This is a genomic window from Halobaculum sp. EA56, from assembly GCF_051195075.1.
Taxonomy (GTDB): Archaea; Halobacteriota; Halobacteria; order Halobacteriales; family Haloferacaceae; genus Halobaculum.
The window spans coordinates 89035-112643 of the sequence record NZ_JBNTJX010000011.1 but is presented as its reverse complement, the minus strand read 5'-3'; the positions used below and the strand labels follow the sequence as shown (position 1 = coordinate 112643).

The 23609-nt window shown below is 57.6% G+C and carries 16 protein-coding genes; 12 read left to right on the top strand and 4 right to left on the bottom strand.

Translation table 11 applies throughout. The features are described 5' to 3' along the window. Positions 1-224: 224 nt before the first annotated feature. The gene (locus ACQUQ1_RS16630) at positions 225-1130 is read left to right on the top strand and encodes a hypothetical protein (RefSeq protein WP_435065417.1); all 906 of its coding nucleotides are present in this window, start codon (positions 225-227) and stop codon (positions 1128-1130) included. 43 nt (positions 1131-1173) lie between these two features. On the opposite strand, the gene ACQUQ1_RS16625 is transcribed toward ACQUQ1_RS16630, so the two are convergent. After that, entirely contained in the window at positions 1174-1650 is a 477-nt protein-coding gene (locus ACQUQ1_RS16625; protein WP_435065416.1) for a hypothetical protein, read from the bottom strand. A gap of 126 nt (positions 1651-1776) precedes the next feature. Here ACQUQ1_RS16625 and ACQUQ1_RS16620 point away from each other — a divergent pair, with 126 nt between their 5' ends. Next, entirely contained in the window at positions 1777-2451 is a 675-nt protein-coding gene (locus ACQUQ1_RS16620; RefSeq protein WP_435065415.1) for a hypothetical protein, read from the top strand. Positions 2452-2507: 56 nt separating this feature from the next. Here ACQUQ1_RS16620 and ACQUQ1_RS16615 read toward each other — a convergent pair whose 3' ends face one another. Further along, positions 2508-3083, bottom strand: a complete 576-nt coding sequence (locus ACQUQ1_RS16615) for a hypothetical protein (protein ID WP_435065414.1) — start codon at positions 3081-3083, stop codon at positions 2508-2510. A 218-nt stretch (positions 3084-3301) separates the two neighbouring features. On the opposite strand from ACQUQ1_RS16615, the gene ACQUQ1_RS16610 reads away from it, so the two are divergent. The 6 genes from ACQUQ1_RS16610 to ACQUQ1_RS16585 all read left to right on the top strand — a co-directional run bounded on the left by ACQUQ1_RS16610 (position 3302) and on the right by ACQUQ1_RS16585 (position 15101). Continuing rightward, positions 3302-3436 (top strand): hypothetical protein, encoded by a 135-nt coding sequence (locus ACQUQ1_RS16610; RefSeq protein ID WP_268895834.1) that lies wholly within the window; start codon positions 3302-3304, stop codon positions 3434-3436. Beyond that, positions 3433-6726 carry an ATP-binding protein gene (locus ACQUQ1_RS16605; protein ID WP_435065413.1) on the top strand — a complete coding sequence of 1098 codons (3294 nt, stop codon included), beginning with the start codon at positions 3433-3435 and terminating at the stop codon, positions 6724-6726. The genes ACQUQ1_RS16610 and ACQUQ1_RS16605 overlap by 4 nt, the downstream gene beginning before the upstream one ends. Continuing rightward, positions 6723-7340 carry a DUF7680 family protein gene (locus ACQUQ1_RS16600; protein WP_435065412.1) on the top strand — a complete coding sequence of 206 codons (618 nt, stop codon included), beginning with the start codon at positions 6723-6725 and terminating at the stop codon, positions 7338-7340. Before ACQUQ1_RS16605 ends, ACQUQ1_RS16600 begins: the two co-directional genes overlap by 4 nt. Positions 7341-7356: 16 nt before the next feature. Next, positions 7357-10254, top strand: coding sequence for a DUF1156 domain-containing protein (locus tag ACQUQ1_RS16595; protein ID WP_435065411.1), 2898 nt, complete (start codon positions 7357-7359; stop codon positions 10252-10254). Continuing rightward, entirely contained in the window at positions 10255-13893 is a 3639-nt protein-coding gene (locus ACQUQ1_RS16590) for a DEAD/DEAH box helicase (RefSeq protein WP_435065410.1), read from the top strand. A 179-nt stretch (positions 13894-14072) separates the two neighbouring features. After that, entirely contained in the window at positions 14073-15101 is a 1029-nt protein-coding gene (locus ACQUQ1_RS16585; protein WP_092635360.1) for a Cdc6/Cdc18 family protein, read from the top strand. Between the two features lie 18 nt (positions 15102-15119). Here ACQUQ1_RS16585 and ACQUQ1_RS16580 read toward each other — a convergent pair whose 3' ends face one another. Next, on the bottom strand, positions 15120-15806 hold the full coding sequence (locus ACQUQ1_RS16580; protein ID WP_121513809.1) for an SOS response-associated peptidase: 687 nt from the start codon (positions 15804-15806) through the stop codon (positions 15120-15122). A 301-nt stretch (positions 15807-16107) separates the two neighbouring features. Between ACQUQ1_RS16580 and ACQUQ1_RS16575 the strand changes: the two genes are divergently transcribed. The 4 genes from ACQUQ1_RS16575 (at position 16108) to ACQUQ1_RS16560 (ending at position 21725) form a co-directional block, all read left to right on the top strand. After that, entirely contained in the window at positions 16108-18021 is a 1914-nt protein-coding gene (locus ACQUQ1_RS16575; protein ID WP_435065409.1) for a DUF262 domain-containing protein, read from the top strand. Between the two features lie 385 nt (positions 18022-18406). Next, positions 18407-19246 carry a hypothetical protein gene (locus ACQUQ1_RS16570; protein WP_435065408.1) on the top strand — a complete coding sequence of 280 codons (840 nt, stop codon included), beginning with the start codon at positions 18407-18409 and terminating at the stop codon, positions 19244-19246. Between the two features lie 2 nt (positions 19247-19248). After that, positions 19249-19554, top strand: coding sequence for a hypothetical protein (locus tag ACQUQ1_RS16565; protein ID WP_173231049.1), 306 nt, complete (start codon positions 19249-19251; stop codon positions 19552-19554). Between the two features lie 2 nt (positions 19555-19556). After that, complete coding sequence (locus ACQUQ1_RS16560; protein WP_435065407.1) at positions 19557-21725, top strand: type B DNA-directed DNA polymerase; 2169 nt, start codon at positions 19557-19559, stop codon at positions 21723-21725. Between the two features lie 139 nt (positions 21726-21864). Here ACQUQ1_RS16560 and orc4 read toward each other — a convergent pair whose 3' ends face one another. After that, complete coding sequence (gene orc4 / locus ACQUQ1_RS16555; RefSeq protein WP_092893736.1) at positions 21865-23097, bottom strand: DNA replication protein Orc4; 1233 nt, start codon at positions 23095-23097, stop codon at positions 21865-21867. Between the last annotated feature and the right edge of the window lie 512 nt (positions 23098-23609).

The window sequence follows — 23609 nt, the reverse complement described above, 5'->3', positions numbered from 1 at the left end:
CGATGGGAGTCGCGAATTTTCAATTGATCGCCGCACTTCGGGCACTCGAGGAGATCCCCTTTCTGTACCTGATTCGGGATGACCTCGGTACCGTCGTGGAGGGCCAAGAACGGCATACTAGTTGTCGCAGTTTAGCAGCCCAGCTTTAGAATAATACCCCTGTTGTGCCCCTCGTTTGAGAGGTACATCTATTTAATCCGAGAGTCAGTCAGCCAACAGTGAGAATGGTGTCAGTCTCACTTCTCGAATTTGCCAACGCCAATCGACCCATCTACTTCAAACCAGAAACCGACATAGAGGTATTTGACGATGACGAGGAAGAGTGGAATCCGCTGTTCAAATCCTCGTACTCCCTTTCAGCACTCATTGAAGCGCTCAAAGCGAACAGAATAGAAGCTGGGAACGTCCGCTTCGAGGACTCGGTCGCCCAGGAGTATCTTCACCACCTCAAGGAAGCAGGGATTGATGACCAGCTGCATCACGAGGATCTAATGAATCGTGACCGGCTCGTGGCGTTTGCTGACGCAGGATACACAACGGTCGACGACCTCCTGGGGACAGCGGATCCGATCGATATCTCCAAAGATACCGGTGTGGATCGCGATGTCGTCTCCAGTATCGCGACGAACCATCTCGATGGCTTCTCGTCGGGGAGTGCATTCGGTGATACAGGCCCGCTACAGCAACTGAATCCAAAGGACTCGTTCACTGGATGGGACCTCGTGGAGGCGTCCTCAAACCGGATTCGATGGGTTTCGGCCGGGCGATTCAACCTTACCATCAGTCCGGCGCCGGATGGGAGTACTACAATCGCGTGCAACGCGCCAGAAGCAGAGCGGAACGCCTGGTATCGAAAAGGCCGTTCAATCGAAGCGGGACCTGATGATTCGTTAACCCCCGAGGAAGCCCTTGAACAGTCTCACGCGTGGTTGAAAGCGCATCAGCTGGAATACGAGGACGATCTCGCCGAACTCCCCCGAATTGGGGCGGCGACCAAGGATTATCTAGCGCTCGAATACGGGATCACATCGCGAGAGGAACTCCGAACATTTGTAGAGGACCAACCCAATGAGTTCGACGACATCTTTGGCTCTCCTGGAAGTGACCTCAGAGAAGCACTAGAACGGTAACCCGGCCACCGCACACCCTTCCGCCGCCTATCGAGAGCAGATGTCACAAGAGAGACGCAGCAATCTGGAGCAAGAAGCCGAATAAGAGGAGAGAACTGCCAGCCCGAAGATACCACTCGCGGGCCCGCTGTTCAAGCTGGTGAACGTGGCGTTCGATATATCGATCGACGAGTGTTCGAGAAATTCGTCCGTCCCGAGCGTGAATCGAATCCCCATCGGTGTGATATCGAACTTCGACAGCGTCAGGCTCGTCCTCCAGGCTTACGACGACGATCTCCTTTATCGGGCCATGTACCTCGACTCGCCCGTCGAGTGCCTCACACACGGCCTCAAATCCAGAATTATCCGAGGTCAGTTTCCCTTCGCTCAGGAGAGTTACCCGGCCCTGTTCGATTTGTTGGATTTCATCCTCAGGTGTTTTGTATGCCCGAAATTGTTCGAACTCAGGAAGGACAACCATCAGGGCACCAGCAGCATCCAGGCCCAAGCCTACGGTAGCAAGCGTTTCTATCCCGACCATTTGGTGAGGATGGTCGTTGCCCGAAGTTCGTTTTACCGGAACTGATTCAAATTATTGGCGGGCCCTTGAGGAGTCTGCTATGAGTTTCCATACGGATTTTATAACTGCCTTCGAAACACCGCGAGTATGTATATCGCTTCGTTGACGGAGCCTGGAAACCGACACCATAATCGGACAAATCATCTGGTGTTCGTCTTGCTAAACGCCGAGTCACACGGACTAGCGCGGATTCAGCCGGAACCTTATACCTGCGAGTGCGGTGAAACGTTGACTGCCGAGGTACTCGACAAAGGGGATGAGTCGAAGTCATCCTGGCCGAACTGCAAATCATGGCGTGATGGTGGTCGAAAGAAGTGCCCCGCCTGTGACGAATATCCCTCTATCGGTCGCGATCAGCACATCCGCGCACGAGGGTACGAACCGACACCGAAAGACGACATCAAGAACGTCACACAACATCAGCGGGAAGAAGCACTCGAAGAACACGATGGGCAGTGCATCGCGTGCAGTAACGACGCGGAGTATGTGAAACGGATGGTACCGCCGAGGTACGGCGGCTCTCGGGAGCTGAAAAACCTCGCCCCGCTCTGCGATCATCACTACGAAGATTTTGGCCACATGTTTGCCGACCTACTTCAGCCGGCGGAATGGTACCAGATTCATAGCATTTCGTGGCGTGAGGTAGCCGAATCGATGCGGGACCAGTATGCCGACCAAGGAGCTGGCTCCTTCGTCGAGACGTTGGACGAACTTCTTGATCGCGGGCAGCCTGAGAATCCCTATCCATATATTGATGGCTGAGGTCTTCTATCTGGGCTAAAGCATTAGTGCAGTAGTTCTACTCTGGAAGGACAGTATCACCCCCCGAGGGCTTCATCAACGGATGGAATCAATTCAGACTGATAGCCAGCAGACGTAAGGAACTCCTGGATGTGCTCATACTCCTGCTCTCCCTCTGGAGAGTTTGACAGGAGTAGTTCTTCGATCACCTGCTCTCCGTCATCGCAAAGAGCTACAGATTGGGCGAGAGGAGTGTCCTCAAGTGGATCTCGTCGCTCATTAATCAGGATCGGCTGCCACCCGCCCTGATACTGGTATCGGTAGAGGGTGATAGTGCGGACGGTATCTTCGTCGACGAAAAAGCTCGTTTGCTCGCGTTCGCTTGCGACCGCGATCTTCCCGCTGTCGAGATCCGCAGCAAAGTCCTCGAAATTGTGGAACTCAGCAGGAACCGGCCCATCGACGACGTGAGTGATAATTCCCGGCCAAGTGAACCCATAGATGCGCTCAAAGAAGCTGACACCATTATCGTCAGGAGAATCAAACACAAGGAGAAGATCGCCCAGCTGGAGTTCTGTACCGTCTACGCTGATATGCGATGAATACGGATAGGCGTCGCCGTCGTCGAGGACTTCGATATCCGGCTTCGGCATATTGTCCGAGTCTAATTGGAGCTACAAAGAGATGGCTAATAGCTCGGGGTTGAATGTGAGATTGGCCAGAGGGACAGTATCATAGTCGAACCTCAGGCTTGTCGCACTCTACTCACCTTTAAAATACCAAATGACTAAGTCAACTGTCTGTATACATCGTGATAACCTACTGTGCGGGAAACTCAGGGGACCGGACATTTCGTGATACAATTATGCCGATGATACGGGTACAGGACTGGACGAAAGAACAGCTAGAGGAGATCAAGGACGAGGAAGACCACACGTCCCTCGATTCAGTAATCAAGACGCTCCTCAAAGAACGCACCAACGAAACCACCTCAACAAACGAATGAGCGATACGCCCACAACCACCGGCACGACGAATCGCCCGCCGAGTATTTTCGACTCCTGCGAACCTCGCCAGGACGTTCTCACCGGTGAGCTCGCTGAGGACCAATTCGCGGCTAGCCTCGCGGACGTCGCCCACAGCGACGACGCTCCTGATGTCTACGCGGACCCCCGACTCTTCTTCGAGAAAACCTACCCCACTAGCGGTCTGCAGGAGCTTCTCACGCGTCTCGCAACCCGTTTCGTCGGCGCACATAACGACGACTACACCGGCACGAACGGCATTCTCCGACTCGATACGAGCTTCGGTGGCGGGAAAACCCACAACCAGATCGCCGCGTATCACCTCGCAGAGTCGCCGAGTGCTGTCCCCGATCTGTCTGACTTCATCCTCGACCAAGACATCGCCGATGAGTATACTGACGCCGCTGCACTCGGTCTCGACGTCAACTCAGCCGTCTTCGTGGGCACACACGTCGACGCCGAGGACGCTCGCTCGAACTACGACGACCCTGACGCCCCCGCGACGAAGACGATGTGGGGCGAAATGGCCTACCAGCTGTTCGGGCGGGAAGGCTACGAGTTCCTGCGTGAAAACGACGAGAACCGAACGCCTCCAGGAACGACCAAACTCGAGCGGCTCTTCGAGCGGAACGACAATCCATCGCTCATCCTCATCGACGAGATCGCCGCATATCTCGAGCAAGCTGCCGCTGTCGAAATCGGGGATTCGACGCTCGCGAAGCAGACGAATACCTTCCTGATGTCGCTGCTGTCCGCGACGCAGAACAACGACAAGGTCACTGTTGTCCTCAGTATCGCGGACACCGCCTTCGCCGACCAAGCCGAAGACGTCCGTGGTCTCGTCTCCGAGACCATCTCTGAGTTCAACAGTATCAGCGACCGTGTCGAGGGCTCCATTACGCCGACGGAGGACAACGAAATTGCCGCTGTCCTGCGACACCGCTTGTTCGAGAGCGTCGCGGAAGATGGGCGCGATGCAACTGTTGATGCCTACATGTCCCTCTACACGGGTGATCGTGACTCCTTCCCCGACAGTACAACGAACCCGGAACACCGAGACCGCCTGGAAGACAGCTACCCGATTCATCCGACGGTCATCGATACACTCACAGAGGAACTGGACTCCCTCCCGTCGTTCCAGCGCACTCGTGGTGCGCTCAAGCTCCTCTCCCGCGCAGTCTACCGCCTCTGGCAGCACCAGAGCGACTACCAAGAACGCCACTTCGTTCGTCTGTTCGATATGCATCCCTCCGATGGGGACGTTCGTTCGACGCTTCTCCGGCTGTTCTCGTCGGTCGACATGGACTTCGAGGCCGCGATCAAAGCCGACATCTTCTCGGAAGATGGCACGGCGAACGCAGAGGAAGAGGACCGGAATTGGGTCAAGAACGGACACCCCCCACTCGGAACACATCTGACGACGGCAATCCTCTGGAAGAGCATCGTGAAGGGCGCCGACGGGCGCGGCACTACACGCCGGCCTCTTCGACACGCGATTGCCAACACCGAAGTCGAGCTTGCGCACTACGACGACGCGCTCAATAACCTCCTTGGAGAGGGACGTCGGTCTGCGTGTTTCTACCTGCACGGAGACAACGGTGAGAAGATCCAGTTCAAGTCAGAGCCGAACCTCACGAAACTCATCGATTCCGTCGTCGAGCAACTACAAGACGGGCTCGCCCGACGGCATCTCGAGGAAGCCCTTGACGAGGCACTCGGTCAGGGCAGTCTGAATGTGATTGTCGGACCGGAAGAGCCACACGAGATCCCGGATACGGCCGACGAAGCGCATCTGTGCGTGATGGACTTCGATACGGTCACCATCACGGACTACGAGACCGTCCCCGAGGCAATCCAAACGCTGTTCAAGAATACAGCATCGTCGAGTGGCGGACAGAAGACGCCACGGGTGTTCAAGAATAACGTCGTCTTCCTCGCGGCGAGCGCGAACGACGTATCCGACGCGAAGCGGACCGCAGAGCGCGTCGCTGCCATCAAACACATCCAGAATAATCTCGGCGACCAGTACGAGCTCAACACCGAACAGCAGGACAAGCTCGGTGAACGCCTCGATAGCGCGAAGGGCACGCTCGATCAGGACATCAAAAAGGCGTATACGCATCTCTACTTCCCGACTGGAGATGGCCTGGCTCATCGGAACGTCACCACCGACAGCACCATCCATCAGAGTGTCATCGAGAAGCTCGATGAAGCAGGCGCGATCATCCCCGAAGGAGAGGACGCCTACGGTGTTGACTGGTTCGAGGCGACGATCTGGAACGTCGGCTCGACCTCGATGACGACGAGAGCAATCGAAGAACAGTTCGGGAAGCGCCAGGATGCGGAGATTCTCCTGTCACCCATCCCACTGCGAAAGACGATCGCCCAGCTCGTCCGTGAAGACGGGTACGCCTACTGGGACGAGGAGCAGAAGACCGGGTACTACACGCCCGAGACGGCGCTCACGGCAACCGATCACGAACTCGACGACGCGAAGAATCTGCACACGGGGCTCAGCTATCAGGACGTGAAGCTCTCGCAGTCGCACACACTCTACACCTCGCTCGATGAGCTGGTCGACGACGTCGGGAGTGAGATCGACTGGGAGGAACCCGACGAAGACGAAGAGCAAGAGGACGAGACTCCTGACGACGATGATGAGGAGACTGGCGGCAGTAGCGGCGGCAGTTCAGGTGGCGATGACGAACCTGAGCCGTTCAGTAAACTCATCGAAGTTCGCACCTCTGAGCCCGCACACGTCTCTAGGGCCCTACAGGAAATGCGGGCTGACATCGCGGATGAGCTTACCAGCGCTCGCGAGGAGTACGACGGACACCCTGACGAACTGACGCCCATCGTCGAAGGCGTCTGGATTCATCTGGACGGGGCCGATGCGTGGAAGGGCGCGTGGTTCACTGCAAACAAACTCAGCAACGATGAGGACTTCGCAGAGGACACGACGATGGACTTCGATTATGAGGCCAACGACGGAGCCGACTCGAAATCGGAGTTCGAAGTCGATTTCAATGGACGCCCGGAGGTCTTCGCGAGCCACCTCAGATTCAACATGGAGCCGGAAGATCTCGCGAATCCGGATGGCGGTCGTACCGCTGAAGCCGAGTTCGCGATTGAGTTCGACGAGGGCGATGACCGTCTCTATGGCGACACCTTCGACCTCCTGGACGAGCTCCTCGCGGTCGACAACGCATTCACCGTCACGATGCACACGCAGATCCGTGTGATCGAATCCAGCGAGGTGACTCAAGTATGAGCCAGGGCATCGCCGAGGGGAATTCGTTCGCCTTCACCACCGGCGCGTACGGGAATCGACCGACGTTCGTGTTGACGCGTGATCGGGTCGACGACCAGCACGAAATCACGCTCTACGAGCTGGCGCCCCGTGATATCGCGACGGCTCGACGAGAACGGTTCGAGAGAGTGCAAAAAGCAGTAAGCGTCTCAGTACGTGAACTGGAGGAGGCCATTATCGGCGACCGTTCACCGTCCGAACTTCCCGGGGCAGATGACGCGGCGTACGATTGGGATGACTGGTGTGCGATTCGTATCGCGACGTTACGCGGCGGGGCGTTCAACGAGGTGAGTTTCCTCATCGAATCCACCTTCCGTGAGCTGAGTCTTGATCCCGAGACCGTCTGTACAGGAGACCCAGCAAGCGTGAGTCTCCCCGAAGCGGCCGGTGTTCGGCTCTCGATCGCGTTCCGTGCGATGAAGCCGATGCGACGCCGAGACCGTCTCCGTGAAGTCGCAAAGGGAATCGACCAGATGAGCCTGGGTGAATGCTACTACTGGCACGCCAAGGCTCGTTCACCGTCCTCACCAAGCGGTACGAAAGCACTTCGCGTCCTGCTCGCCGACCACATCTAACGATATTTCCGATACTATGAGCGACTCTCACACGACATCCGAGACCGAATCCGAATCTGACAATGAGTACACCTCGTTGGCAATCGAGGGCGAACTCCCCCTGAAAGCCGTGGGGATTGAGAATCTCAAGGAAGCGAACCCGAAGCACATGCCGCCACACCGGTACATTCACCCGTGGTTCGCTCGCCGCCCCACCCCTGCGGCTCGTCTGGCGATTCTTGGATCGGTAATGGAGGAGGGAACGAGTGCGGATGAACTGCTGTCGCTGATGCAGATCGGGCCAGACGGTCTGGAAGAGAACATCAGCGAGTACGTTCAAGAGCGCAAGACGACTGAAGGACAACGTGACGGGACACTCGGCGAGTGGTACGGCTATCCGAGACCGTTTACGCAGTCTCCGACCGAAGACGAGCTGGCAGATCTACATACCTCGTTGCGAGAGACCTGGGATGGTGAATTACCGACTGTTCTAGATGCGACTGCTGGTGGCGGAGTGATTCCCTTCGAGTCCATCCGCTACGGCTTGCCCACCATCGCGAACGAGCTGAATCCCGTCCCGTCGATGATTCTGAAGGTGATGTTGGAGTACGCGCCTGAGGTCGGGTCGCTCGAAGATGAACTCTACCAATGGCGCGACCAAATCCAAAAGAAGGCGAGCGAGGAGCTCGACGATCTGTACCCTACGAAGCGGGAGGGTCGTGAAGTGCTGGCGTCAGCCTGTACGTACCACATTCAGTGTGAGTCCTGTGCTGGGACGGTCCCGTTGGTACCGAAGTGGTGGCTCCACAAGCGTAGCGCCGGCGAAGGCGTCGCGATCAAGCCGGATTACGAAAACGGAGATGTGTCATATGAGTGTGTAGAACTTGCAAAGAACTCCGATTCTAGTTTTGACCCATCTGATGGACCGGTTTCAAGGTCAGACGTGGAATGTCCTCACTGTGGAGTAGTTACAGAGTACGAGGAGGTGCGCGATTTGTTAAAGAACGATGAGTTTGAGTACCAAATCTACGGAGTGAAGTACGACGATCCACGTGGAGGATCCGGCTACCGTGCTGGTGAGGAAATGGACCAGCAAGCGCTCAAGCGTGCCGAAGAGCGTATAGAATCCGACTTCGATCTCCTCACTTTCCTTCCGGAGAAAGTCGAAGTGAGCAGTCGAATCACTGACCCAGCTACTTATGGAATGGAAGAATGGCGAGATCTCTATAGTCCCCGACAGCTGGTCTCCCATTACGAGTACTGCCAAGCATTCCACGAGACTGCTGATGAAATCCGCGCGGAACACGACGATCTGACCGCGGAAGCCATCCTCACCATCCTCACAGTGGCCGCGAGCAAAATGGTGGATTACAACTCCCGACTATCCTCGTGGCATACTGGAAAAGGATATCCAAATCCGATCTTCGTTGGGAGCAACTTCTCGTTCTGTCGAATCTTCTGCGACAACAACCTCGCAGCGGACACTATGGGGTACAACGATATGTCCCGGAAGGTCATCGACTCATACGAAGAACTCGCGGCGATGATTACCGGTCAGGATGCAGCGGACCTCTACTGTGGGGATGCAGCAGACCTCTCTTCGAAGGTTGGAGAAAACGAAGTCCAGGCGGCAGTGGTGGATCCGCCGTACTATGACAGCATCATGTACGCACAGCTGTCCGACGTATTCTACACGATGCAGAAAGCCTACCTCAGCGATGTCCACCCAGAACTCTACGCATCTGAGCTCACAAATAAATCCGATGAGGCCGTGGCGAACCCTTCGCGGTTCGAAGGTCTAGAAGGTGAGAAGTCCAAGAAGGAACTTGCAAAAGATGACTACGAAGAGAAGATGGCTGACATTTTCTCTGATCTCTACAAGAGTCTCGAACCGGGTGGCGTCTTAACGATCATGTTCACGCACAAGGAGACCGATGCTTGGGACACACTCTCTACATCGCTGATCGAATCCGGATTCACCATCACGGCTACGCACCCGATAACGAGCGAAATGCCGGTTAGGGCGGGGAAGCGAGAAACACAAAGCGCGGACAGCACCATCCTGCTTACTGGGCGAAAGCCTACGCAGGAGGATAATTCAGCTGTCGAGGCCACGTTGTGGGAAGACGTGAAGTCGCAGACCCGCGAAGCCGCAAAAGGAGCTGCGCGAGACTTGTTGGATTCTGGATTGAGCCTCACCAAGACAGATACTATAATTGCAGCGTTCGGTCCGACGCTACGTGTGTTCGCAGACAACTACCCTGTTGTAGACAAGAAAGGAGATGAAGTTCCGCCACGCGATGCTCTCACTGCTGCCCGTGACGCTGTTGCTGAAGTCCTCTCAGAACGTTATCTGGAAACTAAAGGTTTTGACGACCTTGACGGACTTACCCGGTGGTACGTCCTCTCGTGGCTCATCTACGACTCCGATACAATGCCATACGACGAAGCTCGTCAGCTCGGCATCGGTGTTGGTGTCAATATCGATGACGTGAAACGCGACACAAAGATCTGGGGGAAAAGTAGTGGTGATGTCCAACTCAAAACGCATAGCCACCGCGTGCAGGACATCGTCCGTGTCGAAAATGGAGAGGATGTCTCCAGTCGGAAGTATCCGGTTGACCCGACTAGTGAACGGTTCAGTTATGGAATCGATGCAGTACACTCTGCCATCCACGTCTACGAAACCAAAGGTCCAGAAGCTGCCTGGGAGTGGCTATCCGATCGCGGCCTGAAGAATGACGAGCGATTCCGTACCACCGTCACCGCTCTCCTCGAGGTACTCCCCCCAGAACACGATACCGCGGAAACCCTTCGAGACATGCTCTCGGGACGCACAGGCGAATATCTCAATATCGACATCAGCAACATCAATCTCAACGTTCGAGGCGAGGACGACGGAGATAATCAGGCAGCACTCAACGAGTTCGAATAAATGACCCTCAGGAACGTCTCGTGGGAGCCGGTGTACGAGAGCGAATTCCGGACCAACCGGACGCTCATGGAGACGTTCTACCGGCCATTCCTCAACGAGGTCATCCGCTACGACCGGCTCGCCGGCTATCTGAGTCTGCGTAGTCTGGCCCACGCTCTCGAAGGGGTTGACTCCATCCTCGAGACTGATGGAACAGTACGTGTCATCGCTGGAGCCGACCTCCAGAAGCGCGAGAAGGGAGCGATGTTCCCTGACGCAGATGAACCTCTGGAACCGTGGGTTGAGTCCCAGCTCACCATCATCGCGACCCTCCTCGACCGCGGCGACCTCCAAATCAAGGTCGGCGACCCCAAAGGCGGCGACGGGCTCTTCCACCCGAAGCTCGGCATCGGTGTCGATCGCGAGGGCAACAAGATTAGCTTCGAGGGGAGTATCAACGAGACGCTCAGTGCGTGGCAGTACAACTACGAACGCTTCAAAGTTCATCGCTCCTGGAGTCGCGGCGAAGCGAAGTACGTCGAGGAAGACGTCTCGACGTTCAACGCACTCTGGAACGGCTTCCACCCCTCCGTCGATGTCTTCGAGCTCGACGAAGCTGCACGCCAGGACCTCATCGACTGGAAGGACACCGATGGAACGCTCGAGGAACACGTCGAGCGCGTTAAGAATCACGACCCCCAGACGACGGTGCCCGAAGACGATACCGCCGGCGTCGTCTCGATCGCCGGACGGACACCGGGAGGAATCCACCTCGCAGAGGAGATTAGTACTGTCACGCCCTGGCCCCATCAGCGAACAATCTCCGATACCGCGGTCAGTATCTACCCGAACAACCTCCTGTTCTGTGACGAGGTGGGCCTTGGCAAAACCATCGAAGCAGGCCTGACCCTCTCACGGCTGATGCAGGTCGGAGAGGCTGAGCAGGCGCTATTTCTGGTTCCTGCAGGGTTGGTCCAGCAGTGGCAGAACGAACTCCTCGACCGCTTCAATATCCACGCCTACTATCACGAACGGTCCTACGACGGTGATTACATGATCGGTCCTCTCGGAGACGCAGAGGATCACCGTATCCCCACATCTGGAGCGGTCGACGCCGATGCCTGGGAGAACACGCCAATTGGTTCGTTCGTTACGGATAGAGATGAGCCAACCGTCGTGATCGAGTCGTGGCATACCGCCCGCCGCGAAGGTAATCAGGGACACGTCGCCCCACGCATCGACGAGAACGTGTGGGACCTCACAGTCGTCGACGAGGCACACAGTGCTCGCGAGGAGACGAAACTCTACGACCTGCTCGGACAAGCCGAGGAGGCCTCCCGGTGTCTCTACGCTCTCACGGCGACGCCCATGCAGCTGAATGTTGGCGAGCTCTACGATCTCCTTCGACTGTGCGATCTTCCAGAGGGTTGGGACGACAAGGACCGATTCGTCGAGTTCTTCGAAACACGGCAGGCACTCGAGGACAGCCTCAGCACCGTCGGCTCTCGCTATCAGAATATAACCGATGGACAGCAACAGGTTCTCCAACAGTTCCAGAAAGAGCTCGATCTGGAGGAGGACGAAGGCCGACCAAGAATCGAACGGTTCGGGAAACTCATTCACGAACATCTCACGTCGAACCCCGGCTACGACGATCAGGCGAAGGCCTTAGTCGAGGCGACGGACACGGAGTCGATTCAACAGCGGAAAGCCCTCGAGAAGCTCGTCGGCGTGCGCGAAACCTCACCTCGCTTTGACGATCCGCGCTCGCTCATTTTCGACTGTGGACCAACAGAGTGGAGCGCACTAGTGGAAGCTTCTCAGTGGGCGACACCGGTTCAGTCCCGCATCTTCCGGAATACTCGAGCGGTCTTGGAGCAGTGTCAGGATCTCGGGCTGCTCGACGATACGGTTCCGACTCGGGATGTCGAGACAAAACGTATCGAGCTGGGTGACGCGGCCCCGCTGTACGACCAGGTAGAGCAGTATATTGATGAGACGTATAAGCAGTCGCAGAAAGTCCTGACAGGGAAGGAGAAGCTCGCGTTGGGCTTCGTGATGACCACGTATCGTCAACGCCTGACGAGCAGTCTACACGCCATCAAGCAGAGCCTCCAGCGACGGATGGAGAAACTCGACGAGAAGGTTGAGGACATGACCGAGGAGGTCTCCGAGCTTAGTAGGGACGCCGGAGTGACGGAGGCGACCATCGACGAGGCGATCGGCCAAGCATCCCTCGACGCCTATCAGCCGAGTAGTCGTGGCGCGGCTGACGTGATTCAGGCGGAGCGGAAGGCCCTCCAAGAGTTCGTGGACGATCTCAGGCAAGCCCACACCGACCCGAAGGTAGCGCAGCTGCGCCGCGACATTCGCTCACTCCGTCAGAGCGCCCGTGATAACATTATCATCTTCACGCAGTATCACGACACCCTCGAGCATATCCGTGAGACGCTGACAGACACGCATCCAAACGTCGGTACGTACAGTGGTGGTGGCGGGATGCAGTACGACGAAACAACCGGAGAGTGGGTGAACGTCGGTAAAGAGGCGATCAAGCGAGATTTCACTGACGGGGACACCAATATCCTGATCTGTACAGACAGCGCGAGTGAGGGGCTGAACCTCCAAACCGCGGATGCGCTGATCAATTTCGATTTGCCGTGGAATCCGATGCGGGTTGAACAACGCATCGGTCGAATCGACCGTATTGGCCAGAAGAACGAGGTCGTGAAGATCATCAACTACGCCTACAAGGACAGCATCGACGGCGACATCTACGAGGAACTGGAGGGACGGTTACAGCTGTTCGAGAATGTGGTTGGGCCGATGCGTCCGGTACTGAACAGCATCGAGCAGGACATCAAAGACGCCGTTATGGGTAGTTCCGGATCGGATGCCACCAGAGAGCCAAGTGAGCAAGTCGTCGAAGAAGCGGACTCACGGGCAAAACGTGCCCAGGAGAAAGCCGAGGAGACCGGGCTAGCAGATGAGCCAGAAGAGGTATCGACGAAAGACGCGATAATCGAGAGTTCCGGACTTGACGGGTGGGAACCCTATTGCTATCCCGCATTCGATGAGATCGGGACCGGTGATCGGTCGTATGAACCGTTGGTGAGCTTAGAGACGATCGAGACACAGCTTACGCAAAGCGACCGCCTCGAAGAGACAGAATGGTCGTTTACTGCCCTCCGGAACCATGACCGCGCCGACGACTTCGAAGATATCGTCGACGATGCATACGTTCTGGAACTGCCAGAGGAGGATGCAGTAGCAATGCCGGAGTCGCTCGGAGAGACAGCTCAGGCAGAGCTTGGAGGGGGTAGCGGTGTTGTTGTGACGTTCAACCCAGAGATTGCTGAGCAGTTCCCGTCGATTCGGCTGCTCCTACCTGGAGATCCACTATTCGAAGCGCTCGTCCGCGAAGCTGCCCCAACAGAAGTCGATAATGTGGAGTTCGTCTGTGGTCAGCGTGGAGAGAGTGGATCGTCTGTTACCCGAAGTAGTCGGGTCGCCGAAGCCAAACAAGCGACTGTTGTAGAACCAGCTGTAACGAGTGAGAGTGTGAAAAATCTCCTCGGGGGGACGAACTCAGTCTCAGACATTGACGATGCAGAGCAAACTGTACTGAATTGGTTATCCCAACTTCCAGCTACTGAGTAGAGGCACTTTCGGGGGGCAGAGGGCTTTCCGGAAGTTCCCGGAAGCACGAATCTTCCACAAACAAAACCGTCGGACGTCACCGTGATTGAGGTAGCTATCAAGCCGTCAAATGGGGTAATTCCGGAAGCAACCCGGTCACGTTTTTAGTACTAGCCAGAAAACCAGTCTATCAAGCAACGATGATCCGCGATGCTCGCGTTCTCCGCGCCGGGTTCGTCCCTCGGGAAGTTGAGCATCGCGACGCCGAAGTTAACCACCTCTCCAGCGTTCTTGAGCCCATCACGAACGGAGAACCCGCCGACACGGCCATCGTCACTGGACCCAGCGGCGCCGGCAAGACGTGCATCTCGCAATTCGTCACCGAACGCCTACGTGAGGAGGTCCTCGATGTCGAGACCACCTACGTCAACTGCTGGCGCAACTACACCCGGTTCCGCACGCTCTACCAGATCCTCGACGACCTCGGCGCGACCATCGACATCCACCGACAGTCGACGCCTCACGACGAACTCGTCGACCGCCTCCAGCAGCACGACGGCCCGCGAACCGTCGTCATTCTCGACGAGGTCGACCAACTGGAGGACCCCAGCGTCATTTACGACCTCCACAGCCTCCCGCAGTTCGCGATCATCTGCATCGCGAACAAGGAAGAGGAGCTGTTCAGCCGCGTCGACGACCGCCTCGTGAGCCGCCTGCGCTCCAGCGAACACGTCCGGATGGACAAGTACCACGACGAGCAGCTGTACGACATTCTGAGTGCGCGGGCGAAGTGGGGACTCGATGAGGACGTCATCACCGACGACCAGCTCTACCGGATCGCCGACGCGGCCGCCGGCGACGCCCGCCTCGCAATCGGCATCCTCCGAACAGCCGCCGGCAAGGCCGATCGCGAGAACCACGAGCGCATCACCGACGATATTCTCCTGGACGCCGCCGAGGATGCTCGGGCCCAGATCAAGCAGAAGAGCCTCGACTCGCTCACGCCGCACCAGCGCGTCGTCTACGACATCGTTCGCGAGCACGGCCCAGTCGGGCCGAGCGAGATTCACGAGCGCTATACCGAGGACGTCGATGATCCGCGGACGAAGCGGACTATCCGCACGTACCTCTCGAAAATGGAGCAGTACAACCTCCTCGAGGCGGAAGGAACGAGTCGGGACCGAGAGTACTCGCTCGTCGATTCAGCGGCGGCGTCGCCGATGCAGTAACGGTGACCCCGTCAGCTATCAGGAACTGAACTCGCCGAGGCCCGATTGCTCGTGGTCCAGTGGCTCGATGACCTGGGGATCGTCGTTGCCGGGGTTGTTGACCCGCGTCGAAATCTCGTAGGCGTCCAGATCGTCCTTCGGGTACGGCTGGCACAGTTCCTTGCGGGTGTCCGGGTCTGCGGCGAGCCAGTCGGACTCAGCGTCCTTCGGGAGGACGACCGGCATCCGGTCGTGGATTGAGTTCATCAGGTCGTTCGGCTCTGTCGTGAGAATCGTGACGCACGAGATCGTCTCGTCGTCGCCCTCCCAGACGTCCCAGAGCCCGGCCATCGCGAATACGGGGTCGTCCTCCCGGTAAATCCGGTAGGGCTGCTTCGATCCGCCGTTCGGCGATTTCCATTCGTAGAACCCTGACGAGGGGACAAGGCAGGGACGTGATTCCCACGCCCGCTCGAAGACGCGTTTCTCGTCGGCAGTCTCGGAGCGAGCGTTGATGATGCCCTCCTCGGGTTCGTCCGCCCAGAACGGAATCAGCCCCCAGTGGTAGGCGTCAATCTCGTCGGGATCCTCGTTCGTGATGATGTGGAGGTCGTCGCCAGGCGCGATGTTGTATCGAGGTGTGTACCCGCCGTCCGCGACGACCTCGGCGTCGAAGCGAGCCTCGAGGTCGGCCTGGTCGATGAAAAGCGAGTTTCGGCCACACATACCTGAAAGTTCAGAGGGAGGCATCTTCAACGTGGTCGCACAGGAACTTCGCGGTACCGACGTACTTAACCAACATACGCCCCATTATGCACAGAGTGTTGGTTAACGGAGGCAGTACTAGAGAAGCCAGATCTGGAAACTTCTCCGAACCAGGCGCACAATCCCGAAAATTCGGTGACAAATTCACCCACACCGTAACTCAGCAGTTCAGCCATGTCTTCGAGTTGATCCGGGGCAGTATACCCCCAGAATTCGATGGGGGACGACAGAGTATTTATACTCTTCTTCCGTTCTGGTGACTATGTCCAGACAGGTCTCGGATTATTTGTCTGAAATAAATGACCATATCTTTCTTCCCGGCCTCCAGCGGGAGTTTGTCTGGAATCCCAGGCAGATTGAGGAACTGTTCGATTCATTGATTCGAGACTATCCAATCGGAGCCATAACGGAATGGAGAGTTCGAGCGGCCAATATCAGCGACTACAACTCGTATAATTTCCTGCGGATGTACGTTGCCGATGACTATCGGCCGCCGGATCCAGTTTTGGCGGAATACGACCTCTACAATCAGGAGGTTGAAGACAAAGAACCGGAGATTCTGATTATAGACGGCCAGCAGCGCCTGAACTCGCTCTATATCGGTGTCGAGGGTGGAATTACCGTATATAATGGCGGACGGGGGAAGCCCAGTGATGAGCTTCAGTACTGGGAAGGCCAGCGGCTGTGTGTTGACCTATTCGGCCACCCAGAGTACGATCGCGACGATACAGCAGGCGACTACGAGTTTGAGTTCAAATCAACAGGGAAGTTTGGGGGCGCGGACGAGACCGGCTATTCTTTGACCGGCGAGACGCGACACCTGTGGATGCCGGTCGGGGAGTTATGGAACGGAGACGACGAAGGGGGCTCCGGGAACTCCACGGTACTTGAAGGAAGAGCACTGAGCGAAGTCGTCGATGAATACGTGGATACCGCCGAACTGAGGGCGGACAACGAAACCCGCTATCAACTGCGCAGTATTTCGATGGCCGTCGCGAGAGACATTACGAGCAACGTTCTACAAGACGATCTCGAAACGGACAGTACGAACAAGGATAGATCCGAAATTCCCGAGATATTCACGAGGCTGAATATGGAGGGCTCTGATCCGAAGCCCTACCAGCTCCTTCTCTCAAAACTAATGAGTTATTGGCCGTACGCGGAAGAGGAGAATGAGCGAATCAATCCTCGGGAGGTCATCCAAGATTGGATTGACGAATTTAAACAGAAGTTCCCTCAGTATGAACAAGAAATCGATCGAAAGCTGTTCCTCCGGTATACCGCATACCTAGTCGGAACAGACCTCCTCCGGAGCAATCTTGGCAGTATCGACGAAGAAAGAATGGACGAGATGCGCGAGCGGTGGCTGTATAATGAGCCCGTCGTTGCCGGACGGCGCTTCGAGTGGTTTCGGACATCGCTCGAGAAGGCATTCCAGACAGTAATCGAGAGCGGGATTCGGAGCTCGGTTATGAACACAATGCCGATCTTCGCCCTGCTTGGCGTGTTCTATTACCAGAACCCGGATGCTGAGGTCTCCGACGCGAACCGCGAGAGTGTTTTCCAGTTCGTCGCAAGAGCCCTCTTGCTGAACAAGTACTACCAGGTTCTGACCTACGGCAAGTGCCGCAACTGGATGCGATACCTTCGTGAATGGGAACCAGACACCAACGAACCAATCGTTTTCCCTGGAGACGAACTATTTGAATCAGAGAACATCAGCCCATCTGCTGAAGACATCCGTCGAGTCGTAGCCAACGCTCGTTACGAGAGCAGTCCAGGAGAGCCTGTATTTACCGACACAGACGTCACGGCAGTACTCGGCCTCATCGAGGAATCGTATACGCAATCGACGTCCACCAGTATTGGCGACTACTCGGTTGACCACATCTACCCGAAAAGCAGGAAAGAGTCCGTATCCGAATCTATTGGAGAGACTGTTGATCTTAATCGAATCGGGAATCTACAGCTGTTGCCACACGAGATGAACGAAGAGATCAAAAGCGACCAGTGGCCCCACGACTGGTTGGACGACCTCGGCAACGCCGAGGCTGAGCGTATCCAACGTGTCAATCAGTATCCCGATATCGAGCCGACCCCGGAGAACGCACAAGCGTTTATTCAGGCTCGCGAAGAGCAGATTACCGACTACTTGATAGACAAATACGTAAAGTAAAGAGAGAACTGCAAGTCGCAGTTTCCTTAGAATTTTCACAGAAATCAAACTGAGACACCGGCCTACTGAGCTCCCCACGTATTAACCAACAGGCAGAGGGCGTATGCATCCAATTGTTGGTTAACGGAGGAGGCGCCTCATATCGGAATTGTTCTCGGAAGTGTACATCCTAACACGAAAACACGCAAACAGCGACGCCACTCGTTGTATTCTGGTCGATTCCCTGAAACGCGGAAGCGACACGCCGCGGCTTATCGGGAATGTGGACCTCTAGTCGAGTATGGGAGAACACTCAACGTCGAACCGATTGGCGGTGGACCAGCCGACACGGGGCGCTGACCGCAATCGGTCCCTCGCTGACCAGGCCGATCCGACTACGGACGAAATGCTGCTGCCGCAACTCGACGACGGCATCACCCTACTCGACGTCGAAGGAGGCCGCGGCGTCCCGATCCTGCAGTCGCTCGTGCTCGACCATCTCCTCCTGCACGCCGGACCCGCCTTCTGGGTCGACGCAAACGGCCACGCGACGACGACGACACTCGCTCAGATCGCGCCCAGTCAACGGTTGCTCAACCGAATTCACGTCGCCCGCGGATTCACCGCCTACCAGCACTACGGCGCCGTCTGTGATCTCCCGACGGCAGTGAACAAGTCGATCCAGATATCCACCACCGACGCCGGGACGGCCGGTCGAGGAGCACCAGGTCGTGACGAGGATACGTCGCCCCACACGCCCGCCCTCATCGTCGCCCCGGCCGTCGACGCCCAGTATCGCACCGACGATACCCTCGGCGAGACCCACGCGAAAACCCTCCAAGCCCGCACCCTCGCCAGGTTAGCGACCTACGCCGATGGGTACGACATCCCGGTGCTCGTTACGCGAAACGAACGAAACGAATTCACCGAGCCAGTCGCGACGGTCGCGGACCACCATCTCGAGTGCGAGCAAACTCGGATGGGCCCACGGGTCGTCGGCGAGGACTTCGAGACGCTCGTCTATCCCGTCGACGACGGCGCGTACTACCAGACGACGTTCGCGTACTGGCGGCAGCTGCTCGCGGCACGCGCCACGCAAGTCGGCGTGGAACCGACAACGCCGACGCCGTCGACGCCGACCCCGGAGGGTGTCGGGACAGGAGTCACCGCTGACGGTGAGACGGTGGCGGCCACCGCGGATCCCCTGCTCGATGCGTGGACGGCGACCGGGACAGGAGGGCGATAGCGATGGGGCGCACAAACCCGACGTACCGGGATGCACTCCGGGCCATCGAAGAGCGGTGGGCGGAGTTCCGCCGGGCACTGCGGCGTCGCGACCAGCCACGATTTGACCAGCTGTTCGAGTACGCCCGCGAGCACGCCGACGCGAGCGGGCTGTTGAACCACCAGAACCCGCTGCTGCCGGCGCTACTCAGCATCGATCTCGAACAGGAGGCCCGCCTCGACGACCACGAAGAGCGTCTCGAGGAGCTTGAAGCCGCGGTCGCAACGAGCGATGACCAGGAGAGTGCCCCACCGGACGCGAACCCGTGACGATGCCGTTCAGTATCGACTTTCTGGACGACGGCCGCGTCCTGGAGTGGGAGGCAACTGCCGACGGCGCCGTCGCGACCGAGCGCCAAGACTACACCCCACGCTTCTACGTCGCCGCTCGCGACCCTGATGCCGACCTCGACCTCACGACACTCCAGTCGGTGTACGACCAGCACCCGGACGTCGTCGCGACCGAGATAGTTGCGCGACGCCCCGGCTTTCGACGAGACGAGGAGGCCGTTCTCGCAGTCGACGTTGCCCACATCGATCGCGTCACTCCACTCGCCCGGCAGGCGCGTCAGCTGTCGGCCTATCCAGTCGGGGATCTCGCCTGTTTCAACGTGGACTTTTCGCGAGAGTTCCGGTACTGTCTGGAGACCGGCGCCGATCCGACGCCGGCGAACGAGCTGTCGACGCTCCGGCTCAGTGTTCCGGTGACCGAAACGAGCAACGACGTCTACGAGGAACTGTCCGTCGCCGGCGACACCGTCACCGGCTCGCCGACGGATATCCTGACCGCCGTCCAAGGGGCACTCGAAGCGCACGATCCGGACGTCCTGGTCTGCTCAACCAGCGAGATCGTCCCAACTCTGTACGAGATGGCGACGGCTGCCGGCGTCGACGACTTCTCGCTGAGTCGGTGGCCGAACGTCGACTACCAGCAGCTCGCGAGCCGGTCGACGTACTCGAGTTACGGCCGCGTCGGCCACTCGCCGGCGCGGTACAACATCCCCGGCCGGGCGATCATCGACGAGTCGAACACGTTCTTCTACGGGGAGACGAACCTCGACGGCGTCCTCGACCTCGTGTCGCGCTCGAACAAGCCCGTCCAGGAGCTTGCGTGGGCATCGATTGGGAACGTGCTCACGGCGATCCAGATCTGCGAGGCCCACGACCGCGGGGTCCTCGTCCCGTGGAACTCCTGGCGCCACGAGTTCTACAAGCAGATGGGGACGCTCCACGACGCCGACCGCGGCGGCTTCATCTTCGCTCCCGAGGTCGGCCTCCATGAAAACGTCCACGAACTCGATTTCTCCTCGTTGTACCCGAACATCATCTGTACCCGGAACGTCTCACCGGACGTCATCCGGTGTGACTGCCACAGCGACCGCAACGACGTCCCCGGCCTCGGATACTCGATCTGCGACGATCGGGGTTACCTCGTCGACGTGCTCCAGCCGATCATCGACGCTCGCGACGAGATCAAGGCGGCCATCCGTCGCGAGAAGGAACGGAACGACCCCGAGGAGGACCGGCTGGCGGAGCTCGAGGGACGGTCGGGAGCGCTAAAGTGGATTCTCGTCGCCTGCTTCGGCTATCAAGGGTTCAGCAACGCGAAATTCGGCCGTATCGAGTGCCACGAGGCAATCAACGCATTCGCTCGCGAGATTCTGCTGACGGCGAAACAGCAGCTGGAAGCCGGTGGCTGGCGCGTCGTCCACGGCATCGTCGACTCCATCTGGGTGACCCCGGACCCCGACGTCGACGACGAGGACCGCGAGAACCTCAAGACGCTCGCGACGGAGATCACGGAACGCGTCGAGATTCGGCTCGAACACGAAGCTCAGTACGACTGGGTGGCGTTCGTCCCGCAGCGCGAGAGCGACGCCGGCGCGCTAACGAAGTACTTCGGGAAGGTCGCCGGCGACGACGACTTCAAGATCAGGGGCATCGAAGCCCGGCAGCGCTCAACCCCGCCGTTCATCGAGAACGTCCAGCGAGACTGTCTCGACCAGCTCGATGCTACGCGGTCACCGGACGCGGTGCTCGGACGGCTCGAACGAGCAATCGACGAACTGCAGGCGGGTACCGTAGCAGTAGAGCGGCTCGTCGAGCGGAACCGTATCTCCAAGCCCCTGGAAGGCTACTCACAGAATACACAGAACGTGGCCGCCTTGAAACGGGCTCGCGAGCAGGACCTGGCAGTCCACCCGGGCCAAGATATCGAGTACGTGGTCGTCGACGACGAGAAATCCTCGCGAGACCGGGTCGCCCTCGCCCACGAGGAGATCGAGACCTACGACGCCTCGTACTACGAGACGCAGCTCGTCAGAGCGGTCGAGAGCGTGCTTTCACCGCTTGGGTGGGATCGGTCCGACATTCGCCGAGAGCTCTCCGGTGAGAGGGACGCCGTTTTGAGCTCGTTCGGAGCCACCAACGAACTGTCGTAGTGGACCCCACCCCTGGTTTCCGTCGTTTCGATCCAACCCCACATTTCCGACGTAATTTTCGACCCCCCTCGTTTCCGTCGTTTCCTCACGCCCCACCCCAGATTTCCGTCGTCCGCACCCACTCAGTAGTAGGGGGTCACTACTCGCGAGTCCAGTCCTGCATCCGGCTGTCCTCGAGGATCGTTTCGCGGACGACCTGGGGATCTTCGATGAGTCGGTTCTGGAGGTGGATGCCGCCCGCACTCCCCTTGTTGATCTTCTCGATTTCGACAACCCCGAGGAAGGCTTGCTCTTTCAGGATGTCGCGGAACCGACGGACTGAGAGGATATCCATATCGAGATGGTTGCAGATGCGTTCGTACTGGTCGTACACCCGGCTCGTGAGGAACGCATCGTCATTGCTGTTGACACTCAGTTCCGTGAGCGCCAGCAACGCCGCTTTCGCCTGCGTGGGTGCGCCGTTCACGAGTTCTCTGAACCGGTCCTTTTCGGCGTGCTGCTGTGCCTGGCGGACGTGTTCCTCCGTCACCTGCTCTGCTCCGGCCTCGTAGGCGACCTCCCCGGCGTGACGAAGAATGTCGATCGCCTTCCGAGCGTCGCCGTGTTCCTGCGCGGCGAAGGCCGCCGAGAGCGGAATCACGTCCTCGGAAAGGACGCCGTCCTGGAAGGCGTCCTCACGATTGAACATGATCTCCCGGAGCTGGTTGGCGTCGTATGGCTTGAAGAACAGCTCCTTGTGCTGGAAGCTGCTTTTCACGCGCTCGTTCACGTTGTCGACGTACTGGATCTTGTTGCTGATCGCGATGACACCGACGCTACAGTCGATTTTCCCCGCCTCCTCAGCGCGTGAGAGCTTCATCAACACGCTGTCGTCGTTCATCAGATCGATCTCGTCGAGGATGATGATCACAGAATCGAATTGAGCGTCGAGCGTCTTCCAGAGGAGTTTGTAGTATTTCGACGTACTGAGGCCGGTATGGGGGACGGAGATTCCAGTTGAAGGTTCATCGTTCAGCTTCGCGGCCAGTGAGGAGATTGCTTGGGTTTCGGTATTGTCTTCAGCACAGTCGATATACGCTGTTCCAATCTCGACGCCATCCTGAGCGGCATTTTGAGCTCGTTGACAGACGTGTTTTGAAACGAGAGATTTGCCGGTCCCCGTTTTCCCGTAGATCATCACGTTTTCCGGGGAGTACCCGTGGACAGCACCGTTGAGACGTTTCGCGAGCTTCGAGATTTCCTCGTCGCGACCGACGATCCGGTCAGCCTCCGGCACGTGGCCGATTTTCAGGAGATCCTTGTTCGCGAAGATTCGATGCCCGGATTCAAAGAGTGGATCGTCGACAGAACTGGGTGAAGAGTCGGGCGTCATTGAATATCACACGGTGTGAGCGGGGGGAGTATAAATCTAGTGGAGAACGCCACCCCACGTTTCCGACGTTCCTTGTCCGATATCAGCCGTAAAATGCCGTCATTCGGTGAAATTGGATTGCTGACAATATAGCCGCGTTTCCGACGTGAGAGAGGAAACCCGTAGACGGAAGCATCGCCTCGATGTCGAATCCCGAACCCACACACCCCACGTTTCCGTCGTAATCACCGAACAGGTGGGGAGGGGACTCGAAGAAGACGTCCACGACGAGATACCAAAGACGAGAGCGGCCTATCCGTCCAATACTGGCCGTCTACAGAAGCAGCTGGAAAGGATTGTTTCATCTGAGGGGGCGAAGTACTTCGCCCCCTCATTGGTTGAAGTACACTTAATGAGCGTTTCTCAGCTATACCACTTTAATCTATGTGTTGCAGAAGTTAGTTCATCTCTAGATTGGTTCTAGGTCAACAGAATTAGTGGCTGTATAGCACTATCGTAGCCTCTCCCTACGC

What these genes read in the sequence shown, in the direction of transcription:
- ACQUQ1_RS16580 (WP_121513809.1), bottom strand. Translation starts at nt 15,806, where the DNA reads ATGTGTGGCCGAAACTCGCTTTTCATCGACCAGGCCGACCTCGAGGCT.
- ACQUQ1_RS16585 (WP_092635360.1), top strand. Translation starts at nt 14,073, where the DNA reads ATGATCCGCGATGCTCGCGTTCTCCGCGCCGGGTTCGTCCCTCGGGAA.
- ACQUQ1_RS16605 (WP_435065413.1), top strand. Translation starts at nt 3,433, where the DNA reads ATGAGCGATACGCCCACAACCACCGGCACGACGAATCGCCCGCCGAGT.
- ACQUQ1_RS16575 (WP_435065409.1), top strand. Translation starts at nt 16,108, where the DNA reads ATGTCCAGACAGGTCTCGGATTATTTGTCTGAAATAAATGACCATATC.
- ACQUQ1_RS16570 (WP_435065408.1), top strand. Translation starts at nt 18,407, where the DNA reads ATGCTGCTGCCGCAACTCGACGACGGCATCACCCTACTCGACGTCGAA.
- ACQUQ1_RS16560 (WP_435065407.1), top strand. Translation starts at nt 19,557, where the DNA reads ATGCCGTTCAGTATCGACTTTCTGGACGACGGCCGCGTCCTGGAGTGG.
- ACQUQ1_RS16625 (WP_435065416.1), bottom strand. Translation starts at nt 1,650, where the DNA reads ATGGTCGGGATAGAAACGCTTGCTACCGTAGGCTTGGGCCTGGATGCT.
- ACQUQ1_RS16620 (WP_435065415.1), top strand. Translation starts at nt 1,777, where the DNA reads ATGTATATCGCTTCGTTGACGGAGCCTGGAAACCGACACCATAATCGG.
- ACQUQ1_RS16610 (WP_268895834.1), top strand. Translation starts at nt 3,302, where the DNA reads ATGATACGGGTACAGGACTGGACGAAAGAACAGCTAGAGGAGATCAAG.
- ACQUQ1_RS16600 (WP_435065412.1), top strand. Translation starts at nt 6,723, where the DNA reads ATGAGCCAGGGCATCGCCGAGGGGAATTCGTTCGCCTTCACCACCGGC.
- ACQUQ1_RS16595 (WP_435065411.1), top strand. Translation starts at nt 7,357, where the DNA reads ATGAGCGACTCTCACACGACATCCGAGACCGAATCCGAATCTGACAAT.
- ACQUQ1_RS16590 (WP_435065410.1), top strand. Translation starts at nt 10,255, where the DNA reads ATGACCCTCAGGAACGTCTCGTGGGAGCCGGTGTACGAGAGCGAATTC.
- orc4 (WP_092893736.1), bottom strand. Translation starts at nt 23,097, where the DNA reads ATGACGCCCGACTCTTCACCCAGTTCTGTCGACGATCCACTCTTTGAA.
- ACQUQ1_RS16630 (WP_435065417.1), top strand. Translation starts at nt 225, where the DNA reads ATGGTGTCAGTCTCACTTCTCGAATTTGCCAACGCCAATCGACCCATC.
- ACQUQ1_RS16615 (WP_435065414.1), bottom strand. Translation starts at nt 3,083, where the DNA reads ATGCCGAAGCCGGATATCGAAGTCCTCGACGACGGCGACGCCTATCCG.
- ACQUQ1_RS16565 (WP_173231049.1), top strand. Translation starts at nt 19,249, where the DNA reads ATGGGGCGCACAAACCCGACGTACCGGGATGCACTCCGGGCCATCGAA.